We start from the raw sequence: 14,373 nt of genomic DNA, 5'->3' as shown, positions 1-14,373 counted from the left end.
AGTATGTGACAGGTACATTTACCTATCAAGGAAAACCATTTGAAATTAATAAGTACGGGGATATGGAAAAGGGATGGATTACACTTCGTTCTGCTGTTAAAAGAATCTATCCAAAGCCAGAAACAAAATTTCTATTTAAATCTAAACCTGTAAAGGATGGAGATGTTTTAGAAGTTATCTCGAAGCAGGGTTTATGGTACCAAGTAAAATATCAAGAAGAAATTGGATATGTTCGAGTACTGGAGTCTGTTGTAATTGGTGAATCACCAGTTCGTTCATGGGATGTAACAAAGGAAGCGACGAATTTATCTCATTTTATGATAACTGAGTATCATAAAGATCCCGAAAAGTACTTTCCGCCCAATATTCAAAAGAAATTTGATAAACAATTAGATAGTGATGCAGCGCTTCTTGCGAATGGATTAAAATGGATTGATCAATTAAAAGAAGCACTCTATTTAGATAATCAAAAAGGTTGGGTACAAGAAGCGGGAAAGTGGACGTATTATAAAATAGATGGAAAAAAAATAACGGGTTTCCAAACAATTGACGGAAAACGTTATTATTTTGGTCCGGATGGTTTTATGCAAACGGGATGGGTACATACAAATGGATCAGATTATTATCTAGGAACAGATGGTGTGGTGCAAACCGGAATTCAACATATTGATGGGAAAATCTATTACTTCAGTCCATTAGGCTCTGTGCAATCAGGTTTTACAAATGTTGATGGGAAACCATATTATTTTGATGCTTCTCATGAATCAAAAAATGGTTGGATGAAGCAAGAATTTAATTGGTATTTACTACATCCTACTGGTGCTTTACAAACAGGCGATTTTACGTATAAAGACAAGAAATTCTCCTTTAATCAAGACGGAGATATGGTTAAAGGGTGGATTACATTAGAATCTCTTGTTAAAAAAGTATATCCAGAACCAGATTTAAGAAAAGCATTACGTGCAAAACGTGTGAATACTGGTGAAGTGATAGAAGTAACAGGAAAAGTCGGTTCTTGGTATGAGGTTAATTATCAAGGAGAAAAAGGATATGTACGTATTCATGATGCAATTATTTTTGACCAGGAAGCAAAAAGTCCACTTACGCTTCTTGATGGAAAAGTTAAGATATTTGAAGGTGTATTTAATTATTTAAAAAGTGATGAAACGCTTATAAATAACACAATTAAGATTTTAGAAGAAGAAGAACAACGTTGGGTAGATGATGCAGAAAATTTAGAGAATCTTTCCAGAGACATTAACGAAGCAAAGCAAGATGTACAGTATAAAAGGCAAGTCATCAAAGAAGCACATGATAAGTTAGAAGAATTAGTAAATGCCATGAAAGGTGATATAAGAAATTTAACGGTTACGCAAAGGAAAGAACTTGTAAAATTACTTGGAGCCGATGGTAAAGAATTACTAGATTTTGGTATGGATACATATGTTTTTATACTTCAACAATATGTATCCATGGTTCAAGCGTATACGGAAACCTATAAAGCATTAGATGTGGTTGCAGTTAAAGCTCTTGAATTGCAAGCAGTTATTAACGCAGCTGTTCATCAACGCACATTGGATATGCAAGAGTTAGCGAAGGGATTATCTGGTGCCATTAAAGACTTAGGGCCAGTCGTAAATAGTTCCATTCGCTTGAAACATTCAATAGAAGAGGCGAAGCCTGGGATGGAGGAACTTGTACAAGTAACAAGAAAAAACGTTCCAGTCATTGCACAAGACTTACAGGCGTTAGATGCGAAAGTCCCAGGATTCTTTACAGATTTTAATATGGGAATAGATCTTGCGAACTTATTTATGGATTCTGCGAACAAACTGGCAAGTCATAAAATTGATGTATCTGCAGCGGCTAAAAATATTGGAAATATTGACTTAAGTAATGCACTACGTGATTTAGGTGGCGATCCTTCTAAAATATATGACCGTAAGAATGATGGTGATTTATCATTTATATTAGATATTACACCAGTAATTGGGACAGGGAAAGAGATTGGACAACTTGTTACTGGGAAAGACGTAGTAACAGGACAAAAATATGGACCTGAAGATTATGGCTGGGGTACACTAGCAGTTGTATCAGGTGGTACATCTAAAGTAATTGGGAAAGTCGTAGGGAAAATTGGCGACCTTGAGAAGAAAGGTAAAGCACTAGAAGCGGCTGCTAAGTATACTAATGCATTTGGTAAAATAAGTACTCGAAATATACCCAATATGACCAAAAAAGAAATCTTAGAAAAACTTCCAGAAGGATGGAAATATACTGAGAATAATGGATTTGTTCATGTTCGAGATGCTACTGATACAATTAGGATGCGAATAGACCCACCCGATAAAGTAACAAAATATGATCATGTACATTTATATGATGGGAATAAAAATCCATTAGATTTAAACGGAAATATAGTAGATGCTAAAAGTCCAGATGCTCATATACCATATAAAATGTAAGAATTGAGGTGGGAAAATGAAAGTACAGAGAATACAAAAAAAAATTGATGAATTATATTACTGGGATGCTTGGGTTACTAAATTAGAATGTGATTATTTTGGTGATGAAGTGATTTTAATTTTTAAAGATGGGGATGATGATGTCACCCTTCAATTTAGTGGTTGCTATAAAATAGATTTTAAACATAGTATGGGATATGTAAAAGAAAGATCCATAAAAACTTTTACACATGAACAGTTACCATATTTTCTTCATGATATTGAAATTGGTGAAATAGAAAAAGAAGGTTTAAAATTATATACCTGTAAAATAATTATGCCTCCTATGGACTTAGAAATATGGTGTAAGGATATAAAAATCGAAAGATAAGTATCTATAATAAAAAACATATAAATAATTAATTTCTACTTTTTTTATTAAGTAGGTGATAAAATGGCAACATTGTTGGAAGAATGTATTGAAGCATTAGGCGCAGAAATTGAAATTTTAGAAACTAATCAAGGGAAAATAATAGTAAAAAGTTTTGGGAATGCATTTCCTATTACATCATGGGGGAGAGTAGATTGGTCCAACATTCAAAACTATGGTGATTTATATAATGAGGATGAAATAAGATTATATCTACAGAACTGTTTTGGAACATATTCTCAGACAGTATATATTATTTGGGATAATGCTAGAGTGCCAATAATAAAAACAAATTTACACCAAGTTTTAAATGTAATAGATGATGTTACAGCTGTTAGTTTTGATACCTGGATATACTCACCAGATGTGGGGTATGTTATTGAATATCATCATGATGGTGATATACGTATTGGAGACGTAAAAAATATTATTAAATAAATAAATTTTATAAACAAACGTAGGAATTCTTGCAGTTTGGTGCCCATATTGTGCGACATGGCATCTTCATGGACAAGGAGACGGACATTGTAGTGCTCAATACCAAAATAAGGGAATTCCATTTATTGAAAGAGGGTACATTATAAAAAAAGGTTCTAAACAAGATTATGCTTTCGCTAGAAAGTATTATGATGACTTAGATTTAAAATATCGTTATTAGACGATTAACTATAATTTAGGAATAAATTCCTTTTGTAAAAAAAGCATCCATAGCGGATGCTTTTTTTATTGCTATATAAAATTTATATAATAAATGAGAAATTAACTAAGCAGACGACTGAATACTGTAACTCATGATGCCTCTGTACAGAGATAATAAAGTTGTTTAATTTACAATAAAGTCATTTAAAAAATAATATAGTAGTTTAAAAATCCTTCTTCTACTAACGAGGCAGGTTAGTGGAAGAAATAGCAAGTGGGTTTAACTAGGAGAAGTGTCGATGACATTACAGAAGACACCGAGGTGTCTTCTGTTTTTTTAATTAAGGATATCGATAAATTAAGATTTATTTACTTAACATTGTACTTATTTTCGGACCGAGGCATCTAATCGGTGTGTATATACAAAACAAGTAATGCTTGCTGTTAATAATGTTGACGAAATTAAAGCTGTAAGAACACTATATGTTTGCCAAATAAGTATCGTTGACCAATCGAAGGCAAAAAACATTATACACTGGGCAATCGTAGCGATTAGGAAAATAATTGTTACGATTGTTCTCTTTTTTGTCATTGGCTGCTGCTCATTCGTTTTCCTTTTTCTTAATCCTAAGAAAAATAACAGAACGGCTAATAGGCAAAGAATAATTGTGGTAGACGACAAAATGATGTCCAAAAGCTGTGTGCCACTTATCTCATATGACTGAGTTAGATTGCCGTTTAATATATTTTTAACTTGTAGTACCAGGTTTATATTGGTATTTGCGCCGTTGCTCAGTAAGCAGATGGCTGTTCTTTCATTTGGCAGTATGGCTACTTTGGTACTAAAATTTGGATTACCCCCAGTGTGTTCTATAAACGTTTGTTCGGCGTTTACCGACCAACCTGCCGCATAATACATATCATTGACAGCCGAAACAGACATATCACCCCTATGTGATTTTTCGATGGCCCTGTGAAATATTTCGGGTATGTCCTGCACGATACCCATCTGTATGCCCATCCAACGCGCCATATCTTTTGTATTAGAAATGATATAGCCGGCGGGTTTATTCCCAGTATAATACGGAGCGTTAAATGGAGTTGTTATAAAAAAGGAAGAACGGTAACCCTGTGCTAACTGTCCAGTGGCTTGAGCATCTTCTTTATAAACATACGTCTGGTGAAGACCTAAGGGTAGAAATACCTGCTCCTTCATAAAGTCTTCATAGCTTTGTCGTGATACAATCTCAATAACCAAACCCAATACGTCATAATTAACGGTTCCATAGTTATATTGTTCACCAGGAGAGAACGCCAATTCTGCATCTACCAGCGTTTCCACAGTCTTTTGCAACATATCAGGCGTATTACCTTGTGGAATATTTTGAAGATGTCTAATATTTGTTAGGCCGCTGGTATGGTGAAGAAAGTTATTTAGTGTAAGGTTTTGCATATCAACAGGTTTACCTTGATACTTTAACGTAAACCAAGGTAAATATTTTTGGATAGGGTCAGTCATTGATAGCAGCCCTTGCTCTTCCAATAGCAAAATCCCCATACCAGTAAAAGCTTTACTCACCGAGGCCAACTCATAGAGTGTATTTTCACTTGCAGACAGTCCCTTTTCAAGATCTGCATACCCAGAAGAAAAGTAGAACACTTCACCATCAGCAAGTATTGAGAGTGACATTCCAGGCACACCTGACGTACGACAGGCATCATCTAGCAATGCTTGTATTGCCACAGATTTCGAATCTGACAACGCATAACTTTGTGTTGCGAATCCTGAGAATAATATAAATATCGTTAATACAAAAACAATAGTCTTTTTCATACACTCTCCTTTCTGAAGAATTATAAGGGTATAAATAACTTATTTTTATAACTATAAACTAAATTCTGATTTATATTTCTATTTATCTATATAATATCAAATAATTGTGAAGAGTTACACTTAAACTAACGGGGGCGTTAGTTCAATAAGAAGTAAACAACTTTATTATTCATTTTTTAAGCATTACATAAGCAGATGGATATAATTTGAAACAACTTTAAAGAGCCTTGCTGCATATAGAATGTAGTAAGGCTCTTATCTTTTTTAATCAAAATTCAATAACTTTATTATCACTATACAGCCTCATACATTGATCCATAACTAAAATATTTAAAACAAACGTTTGTATAATTTTCCTATATCTAATTTCTTTATCACATAAATAAAAAAAGATAAGACAATTCCATTTACATATATTCATAAATTATATTTAGTTATAATATGAAATGCATTTTCTTATAGTTAATTAATCCTGAATCTAAATATATGTCCTTCTATAAGAATGCATCATTCTTCTTTATTTACTCATACTTATATTTTTACTAATTAATTATTATGTAGATATTAATTTAAAGTTATTTATAAGAAATAGGATCACGGCAAGAATTCGTCCTTTTTTGAGCCACTCATCATGAAGCTAAATAATAATAAAATACATTGTCACATTCCTGTCACAATGTATTTGTATGTTAGAAATACAAAAAAGGAGGTTTATAAGTATGAATAAAAAAATAAACAAGCTAGTCATTCCAATTTTGATGAGTTCAATATGTTTTACATTACCCTCTCTGAGTTATGCGCAACAAAAGGATATTACAACAAAGGGGCAGAACGTAGTTTCTCAATACAAAAATTTTACTTTTGATGTGAATCCTGAAACCAGTGAAATTTTCGTGGAAAAAGATGGTGTAAGAGAAAATGCTTCCTTACCACTACCAAAGAAAAAAATAGCAAATCTAATAAAAAAAGGTGAGTGTATATCATGGAGTTATCCAGATGACCAAATAGATGTGAAGATTGAAAAGAAAGAGTCGTATTTAAATATTAAGTTAAAATCTACTAAGCCTGAAGGAGCTAATGAATTTACATGGCCTAAAGTAAGTGCAGACAGCTATACGTTACCATTATGGGAAGGAAAAAATATACCTAGTAATGATTCAGACTGGAAACAGTTTTTAAAAGATCAAGACTTTTCATTTATAGAAAGTTTTTCTATGAGATTCTTTGCATTGAATAAATCTAAATATTCCATTATGTATATAGCTGACAATATGTATAATGATAATATTCATTTCACTGCTGATTCCGATATACAGTTTAGTTTTACACATCAATATCCTTCTATTAATAAGAATAAAGAATATGGATTCAAATTGTATCTGACTGATAAAAACCCTGTCTCGATGGCAAATGTTTATAAAAATTATATAAAAGAACAGGGAGAATTTAAGACACTAGAAGAAAAAGCAAAAACAAATCCGAACATTAAAAAATTATTTGGTGCTCCTCATATTTATTTTTGGGACCACAGTGGGATTTCAGTAGAAAATATCAAGTGGGATAAATTCACACAAAAAGTGGATGAGACATTTACAAAGTGGATTGCACAGTTGTTACAAGAAAATACGGAAGATGGCTCAAAAGATTTTGAAACTGTTATGCAAGGTATAAAGAATCAAAAAGCCATCGATAAAAGCCAGCAAAGAGTAATAGTTAATGCGATAAATCAGGTATTAAAATTAGAACAACTTTATAATAAAGATATTTTTAGTAATCCAGATGCTGGAATAAACAAATTGTTGAAAAAAGGAATCCAAAACTTAAGTGAACAAGAACTATATACACTGAACAAAGGATTAATTAAGAGTAAGTTAACAGAGGCAGTGGATGAAGTAAGTAGATGGGAACAGAAAGAAACAACAGATGTTTTAGTTGATATGAAGAAATCGAATGTTAAAAAAGCATGGATAGGTTTATCTAATTGGGCTAATGGATTAATGAATCCCCAAATGGTAGAAGAAGCAAATAGAATGGGGTATTTAATCGGACCGTATGATTCATACCACTCGATTCATGAAGTTGGAAGTAGAGAGTGGAATACGGCTTCCTTTAAAGATAAAAATTTATATGAAAATGCTACAATATCGAATGAAAAAGGAGAAAAAATAGGAGGATTCGCAGGGAAAGGAAGAAAGTTAAATCCAACTTTATCATTACCAAGTGTGAAAGAACGTGTAGATGATATTTTACACAATAATATACCTTTTAATTCTTGGTTTGTCGATTGCGATGCTACAGGCGAAATTTATGATGATTATTCCCCAAATCACATTACTACCCAGGAGCAAGATGTAAAAGCGAGATTGCAAAGAATGAAATATATTAGCGAAGAAAAACATATGGTAGTCGGATCAGAAGGTGGGAATGACTTTGCTAGTAATATAATTGCCTTTGCGCATGGAATAGAAACACCTGGTATTTGGCCCGACTCTGATATGAAAGATAAACAGAGCCCATACTATGTAGGAGGATATAAATTCACTTCACCAAATGGTGCTATTCCAGAACTGAATGGAAAAACTATACCTATTAAGCCTATTTATAAAAACATTTATAATAATCCTGTATATTCAGTTCCTTTATATAAACTTGTATATAATGATTCAATTATTACTACACACCAATGGGGATGGGGGAGTTTTAGAATTAAGGATGAGATAGGAAATCGAATGTTATCTGAAATGTTGTATAATGTTCCACCTTTATATCATATTGATAAAAATGAATGGGAGAAAAGTAAATCCCTTATTACCTCTTATTTGAAAGTATGGTCTCCATTTCATGAGAAAGCTGTAACAAAACCAATGACTAATTTTGAAGTATTGTCTGAAGATCGGCAAGTTCAAAGTACGACATTCGGAAAAAACATGAAAGTGATTGTAAATTTTTCAAACCAAGATTTTATATATAATAATGAGAATATAAAAGCAAAAACAGCTATTGTATATGATGGGAAGAAAAAGAGTATATTAGAAGTTCCTAAATACTAAGATACATGACATGGTAACCGCTGTTAAAAGTTCTGAACCAAGAAGACCTGTTCGAAGGGTATGATTAATAGAAAAAGAGATAAATATAGGTGGCTAACTGTAGATTTAGAATAAAGTTTAATCAGAAAGGTTTTAACAGTCCTTATTTGATAAAAAGCAAAAGGAATCCATTTTGGATGTTTTTGCCCATCCCTCGAAAAAGGGGAATAAGAAAAAATATACCAAATAGATAAAATTTAAGTTACGCTCGAGCCACCACTAGAACCTTTAATAGAGGCTCAAACACCATCCACTAAAAAGAAGGAAATTTAAAATAAAGTAAAAAAGTCAGCACCCGTTAATGTAGGGAACTGACTTCTTTTATTTTATTGACGATTCGGGGTTTCAGTGTCTTTCTACTATTCAAAACCACTATTTGTAATCCAATCCACATTTTGTTGATACCAATACAGTTACAGGTATGTTAAAATCCATTTGAAACATTGCTTTTGGGAATACAATTGCTATTATAATCGCAATTTATTTTCTACAAACTGATTGGGTTGCAACCCAAATGGCGGTTTTATTCCGCAGTCCTTAACAAATTGTTAAGGACCTTTTTATTTGTCCTCTAGTTGCGAAAAAAACATTTTGAAAAGATATAGAATTTTCATAATGGAGGTAGTTAAGAATATTAGCTTGATAGCTCTGGGGTGCTCCCTCATCGCCATCAACTTAAGAAAAATAAACACCCCCAAAACAAAAAAGAGCTGACTTTTCCAAATCACTACCTGCAGAGCAAGAAAATTTTCATTTTGGGGTACTTCAAAACCTTAGCTTGATAGGGATGTGGTGCTGACCCATCGTTATCAAGCTAAGATTAGGAATGATTAGTTTTAAAAGAAACTTTTTCTTTTTCTAAAAAACCAATGTAGATTATTAGAAATTCTGCATATCAAATAAACCCTAACGGGTTTCATTTTTTATTAGGTATGGTTTTAGATTTGTTTTTAGGTTATTCTTATTCTAAAAAAGGAATTTTAAGAGGAGAGAAAAATGAGGAGACCAAGCATTTTACTGCTAACAAGAGGGGAAAAGCTAGCACAAACCTTTGAGACTAACCTGAGAATGTTTTTTGGTTCCAATATTCAGATTTATACTGTTCATGAGCACGGAGAGCTAGATAACCAATTAGTGGATGAGTGTGAACTGATTCTAGTTTCCGCTGAAAGTATATTGGATCGTTTACCGAAACCACTCCATGAGCGGACACTGTTTGCCAGAAGAACCGTTTGTTTACCAAAGCTCGAACAACTGATGGAATTAGCTCCGGGAACCCAATGTCTATTTGTATCGAATAGTATGGACACGATTGTAGATGCTATTGAGCTTTTGAATCGTCTGGGGTTTGAGCATTTGCACTTTATTCCATACGTTCCGCAGCCAGCGGAAATCCAGCCTGTACTTGAGGGTATCGAAGTAGCGGTTACTCATGGATTAAAAGAACTTATCCCGGAGACGATTGATAAAGTGATTGATTTGGACATACGCCCGATCGATTTGACAACGATTTATGATATTGCTCAACAATTAAATCTTCCCATAGAAAATGCGCATTTCTATACTGCGGAGTTTTTCAGTGATTTTGTCCGCCTTGGGAGGAATTTAGCCAATTCCGTAAACAATGAGAAACGGTTAAATCAAAAGCTGGAATCCGTATTTAATGCTGTTCATGAAGGAATTATCAGTATGGATGAATGGGGACGCATTACGGTTTTTAATGAAGAAGCAGAGAAAATCCTCAGCCTGTCTGCAGAAAATTGCCTTGGAAAGACGTACTGGGATGTAATTTCTGAGTTTAACCTGAATCAGATTTTTCAGTCTCATGTGGAGGAGTCCAATCAATTATTGGAGATACGGAACAAGGTTCTTCTGGTTACCAAAGTTCCCATGATGCTGGATGGGCATTTGATGGGCGTCGTTGTTACGTTTCAAGATGTCACAATTGTCCAACGAAATGAACAGGAAATCCGCAAAAATAGCAGCAGACTGGGATTGACGACAAAATATTCTTTCGAAAACATTATCGGTGTAAGCGATTCCATTACCTCTGTGAAACAGGTTGCTGTCAGACTGGCAGAAAGTGATTTTACCGTATTGATCACAGGAGAAAATGGTACAGGTAAGGAAGTATTTGCCCAAGCGATTCATAGGTATTCCACCCGGCGGGATGGACCATTCGTCCCGGTCAATTTTGCTGGCCTTACAGAAAGTTTGGCAGAAAGTGAATTATTTGGATACGAAGGGGGGTCTTTCACAGGAGCTAAAAAAGGAGGGAAAATGGGTCTATTCGAATTGGCCCATAATGGAACCATTTTTTTGGATGAGATTGGGGATGCTCCTCTCAGTATTCAGGCAGCTTTGCTGCGTGTGCTCCAAGAGCGGCAGGTAATGCGGATAGGAGGAAATCGCGTAATTCCCATCAATGTCAGGGTGATCGCTGCTACAAACCGAAATCTGAATAGTATGATGTCTAAGGGGGCTTTTCGGGAAGATTTGTACTATAGACTCAACGTTTTGCCGTTAAATATCCCAAATCTTAGAGAACGGCAAGAGGATCTTTTTATCCTCATTAACTATTTCTTTTACGATAATGGGAGAAAACTACGATTTACACCTGAAGTAAAAAATGTTCTTTTAAACTACAGCTGGCCAGGTAATATTCGGGAGTTGGAAAATTTCATTAAGTATCTGATGGTAATCGTGGAAGGAGATACAGTGAAGTTACAACATATTCCTGAACGTATATTGAATAATAGCCTTATCTTGTCAACTCCTCACGATCCAACAGCCGAAGGCGAAACAGTGGAAAGGGAGGACATCCTTCAATTCTTGTCACGTCACGGTTCCCTAATGGATTATGAAGATATATTGACGATCTTGTGGAATATGAGTAAACGGCAGGAACGGGTGGGACGAACTGTTTTACGCTCATTGCTCTCCCATCCCTTATCCGAAGCTCAAATTCGCTATAAGCTAACGATTCTCAAACGATGTGGATGTGTCGCAGTAGGTGTCAAGAAGCAAGGTACAACGATCACTCCTATGGGGATACAGGTTTTACAAAGTATCAAAAAGAAATTAATTAATTGAAGAAGATGCCCTAGTAGTTATTGTTTGTCTGTCCTAAGTAAAAGGACATAAATTTAAAACCTCACAAATAGGGAAGTTTTTGATTAGGGTTTTAATCCCTTTGGAAACCTGAAGGGCCCATTTTACAAAAGTGATATTTGTTTAGTTATTCAGCTACCATGAAAATTAACTTCTGTAAATTGGGATAAAAGGTAATGCTTAAATAGGCGTAGTTTATTCTTTATAAAAATGAAGAGCGCCAAATGCCTCATGAATCTATGGACTAGATTGACTGGATTAATAATTAGTATTGAAAGTCCCGAACCATTTTCATTCTCTGTGGTAAATTGCTGATTTTTGTGCTTCATGCGTGGCTAAAGGGTACCGTAACAAAATAAAGAATAAAATTAAAAATCCGAAAGTATGCAATTTATTATTCGCAATTTGCATACTTTCGGATTTTTTCATTCATAAAACATACGGCGTGTAAATGATTTTTTTAGTAGCTGAAGCTTTTGCCCCACTTAGCTGCGCTTGAAGTATGAGATTCCTACGAACACCAGCGTAACCGCTAGTTATTTAGAAGGATATCCCCATAGTCCCTACGGTTGATACGAAATTGGTATGGTTTTCAGTCTTTTTTTCAATTTGAAACTTGGTTTTTGTGCTACAAGTTTAATGTTTTTTTCTTTTTACGACTCTTGAATGTTATAGGTGAACGACAGCCAACAGACGAGTTCTATTTATGCAAAAAGCCAATTTATCTCCCTACTACTCACTGGGATGTCCTTTTCACGTTCTTTGAGAAGGGAGTCTTCTTGGCTAAAATGATAGATTAGAGTGTTACTAAAAATTCGGTTGCAATTCAAAGTAGAAGAATCATCTTTTTAATTTTTATAATATGTCTTTTGTAGTTTTTTTGCGTTTGGTCAGCGTCACCTTTCATTATCCGCGTTATTATGATAGAGATTGGACAATCGTGAGGGATACGAATCCGCCTTTTCGGCAAGAGTACCTTACTTTTAAATACATTTATTGGCACCAAATCTTTCTTTGGACGGAAGATTTAATTTGCTATTATGAATCGATAATATAGTAATAGTTATATTTTAGGTTATAAAATAACCAATAAAACAACCTAAAAACTGACCCGATACTAATAAAACAACTTAAAAATTGACTGAATATCAGTATTTGGTAGAATATTCTCATCAATTAAAGTTGGCATGATTCTTGCTTTAATAAACTGTGACTTCTGAAGTTTAAAACACAATGAAAAGAGGAGATGACTTATTGAAGAGTCAATCAAAATAAGGGGTTCAAAGCGCCAAAGGAAAAAAGAGGAGTAAGATGAAAAAAGAATTTCGGAATTGGAGGAAATTTCATGCAATCAATTAGGAAAGAGACAGCAGTTGAAAAGACAGCCGCTCATGAGAAAGTAGATAAGAATAGAAGGTTCGCACAGCTTGACGCTTATGTTCTATTATTTTTTGTTGCATTAATCTGCGCTATTGCCACATACATTTTACCGTCAGGTGCATTTGACAAGATAAAAAAAGGAGATGTCACCCTAACGGTACCTGGAAGTTTTCATTATATTGATTCAAATCCCACAGGTTTCATAGACTTCTTTACTACGATCCAACACGGAATGGTAAAAGGTGCGCCGCTTATTTTCCTTATCTTATTTACAAGCGGAGCCTTAGCGGTCATTGAAAAATCGGGTGCGATCGATGCGCTTCTTAAGTCCACCCTTACTCGATTCAAGAATCGTTTACTGTTGTTAATTATCCCTGTAGGATTGCTATTTTCTGTTTTGGGAACGACTGGGATTTTAGTCAATGCTGTAATCGCTTTCATTCCGTTAGGATTACTTATCGCACGTGAATTGAAATTGGATCCTATTTTCGGCGTTTCTCTTATTTATCTAGGAACTTTTGTTGGTTGGAACGTACCTGTTTTTGCTCCTCAAACGCTCGGGCTATCCCAGCGTATTGCCGAACTTCCGCTTTTCTCGGGAATGGGCTACCGGATTATTATCTACCTAGCATTTTTGGCTGCTACTCTTATATATATATATTTGTATGCACGCAAGATTCGAAAGGACCCGACCAAAAGCATCCTTGGCCCAGAATCGTTCACTTCTGGGATTGTAGTGAAAGGTGCTGAAGTAGAGACTACGGTAAAAGTTTCCTTGCAGCAAAAGCTAATTTTATCGTTTGCGGGATTGTCCTTGCTAGGTTTTATCGTTTTCTCTCAGAAATTTAAATGGACGGAAAATGAAATGGCTGGTCTTTTCATTTTTATTGCCATCGGCGCCGGTTTGATCGCTCGAATGAGTGCAAATGATATTGCATTGACATTTATTCAAGGTTGTAAAAAAATGGTCTATGGAGCTCTTATTGTCGGGATGGCTAGAGCCGTAGGCTTAATCCTTGAGGATGCAAGGATATTAGATACCATCGTCAATGCGTTGGCCCAATTCCTTGAACCGTTGTCTCCGATGGCTGCTTCGATTGGAATGTTTATTGGAAGTGCAGCTCTACACTTTTTGATTTCTTCAGGTTCCGGGGAAGCTACTGTGTTGATGCCGATTCTTGTTCCTTTGGCAGATTTGCTGCATATTACACGTCAATTAGTTGTTCAAGCAGTTATGTTGGGGGAAGGAGTAGTAAATACCATCAATCCGACATCCGGTGTGCTGATGGGTATACTAGCAACGAGTGGCATCTCCTATGGAAAATGGGTGAAGTTCATGCTTCCATTAACGGCAGTTTGGTTTGTCCTCTCATGTATTTTCATCATTATCGGTGTGATGATTAACTGGGGACCTTTCTAAAAAATTGACCATTTATTAAGGGGAAT

Annotated in this window: 7 protein-coding genes; 6 read left to right on the top strand and 1 reads right to left on the bottom strand. The window is 34.8% G+C overall.

All coding sequences use genetic code 11. The features are described 5' to 3' along the window. Positions 1-5 precede the first annotated feature (5 nt). The 3 genes from JDS81_RS16435 (at position 6) to JDS81_RS16425 (ending at position 3,312) form a co-directional block, all read left to right on the top strand. Complete coding sequence (locus JDS81_RS16435; protein WP_374221158.1) at positions 6-2,465, top strand: pre-toxin TG domain-containing protein; 2,460 nt, start codon at positions 6-8, stop codon at positions 2,463-2,465. A gap of 16 nt (positions 2,466-2,481) precedes the next feature. Next, a complete protein-coding gene (locus JDS81_RS16430) occupies positions 2,482-2,835 on the top strand; it encodes a hypothetical protein (RefSeq protein ID WP_199688579.1) in 354 nt (117 codons plus the stop codon). Between the two features lie 63 nt (positions 2,836-2,898). Beyond that, positions 2,899-3,312: a CDI toxin immunity protein gene (locus JDS81_RS16425; RefSeq protein WP_199688577.1), complete on the top strand. Its 414-nt coding sequence runs from the start codon at positions 2,899-2,901 to the stop codon at positions 3,310-3,312. Between the two features lie 586 nt (positions 3,313-3,898). Here the strand turns inward: JDS81_RS16425 and JDS81_RS16420 are convergent. After that, the gene (locus JDS81_RS16420) at positions 3,899-5,347 is read right to left on the bottom strand and encodes a serine hydrolase domain-containing protein (RefSeq protein ID WP_070174391.1); all 1,449 of its coding nucleotides are present in this window, start codon (positions 5,345-5,347) and stop codon (positions 3,899-3,901) included. A gap of 719 nt (positions 5,348-6,066) precedes the next feature. Here JDS81_RS16420 and JDS81_RS16415 point away from each other — a divergent pair. The 3 genes from JDS81_RS16415 to JDS81_RS16405 all read left to right on the top strand — a co-directional run bounded on the left by JDS81_RS16415 (position 6,067) and on the right by JDS81_RS16405 (position 14,347). Then, positions 6,067-8,397, top strand: coding sequence for a glycoside hydrolase (locus tag JDS81_RS16415; protein WP_199688575.1), 2,331 nt, complete (start codon positions 6,067-6,069; stop codon positions 8,395-8,397). 1,035 nt (positions 8,398-9,432) lie between these two features. After that, positions 9,433-11,529 carry a sigma-54 interaction domain-containing protein gene (locus JDS81_RS16410; RefSeq protein WP_001254150.1) on the top strand — a complete coding sequence of 699 codons (2,097 nt, stop codon included), beginning with the start codon at positions 9,433-9,435 and terminating at the stop codon, positions 11,527-11,529. Positions 11,530-12,892: 1,363 nt separating this feature from the next. Beyond that, positions 12,893-14,347 carry a YfcC family protein gene (locus tag JDS81_RS16405; protein ID WP_199688573.1) on the top strand — a complete coding sequence of 485 codons (1,455 nt, stop codon included), beginning with the start codon at positions 12,893-12,895 and terminating at the stop codon, positions 14,345-14,347. The last annotated feature ends 26 nt before the right edge of the window (positions 14,348-14,373 follow it).

This window comes from Bacillus cereus group sp. N31 (genome assembly GCF_016483245.1).
In the GTDB taxonomy this organism is placed as follows: domain Bacteria; phylum Bacillota; class Bacilli; order Bacillales; family Bacillaceae_G; genus Bacillus_A; species Bacillus_A toyonensis.
This window is presented reverse-complemented; position numbering and strand designations above follow the sequence as displayed.

Bases quoted from the DNA above. Each gene is read 5' to 3' on its own strand.
- JDS81_RS16430 (WP_199688579.1), top strand. From the start codon at position 2,482: ATGAAAGTACAGAGAATACAAAAAAAAATTGATGAATTATATTACTGG.
- JDS81_RS16405 (WP_199688573.1), top strand. From the start codon at position 12,893: ATGCAATCAATTAGGAAAGAGACAGCAGTTGAAAAGACAGCCGCTCAT.
- JDS81_RS16410 (WP_001254150.1), top strand. From the start codon at position 9,433: ATGAGGAGACCAAGCATTTTACTGCTAACAAGAGGGGAAAAGCTAGCA.
- JDS81_RS16425 (WP_199688577.1), top strand. From the start codon at position 2,899: ATGGCAACATTGTTGGAAGAATGTATTGAAGCATTAGGCGCAGAAATT.
- JDS81_RS16420 (WP_070174391.1), bottom strand. From the start codon at position 5,347: ATGAAAAAGACTATTGTTTTTGTATTAACGATATTTATATTATTCTCA.
- JDS81_RS16415 (WP_199688575.1), top strand. From the start codon at position 6,067: ATGAATAAAAAAATAAACAAGCTAGTCATTCCAATTTTGATGAGTTCA.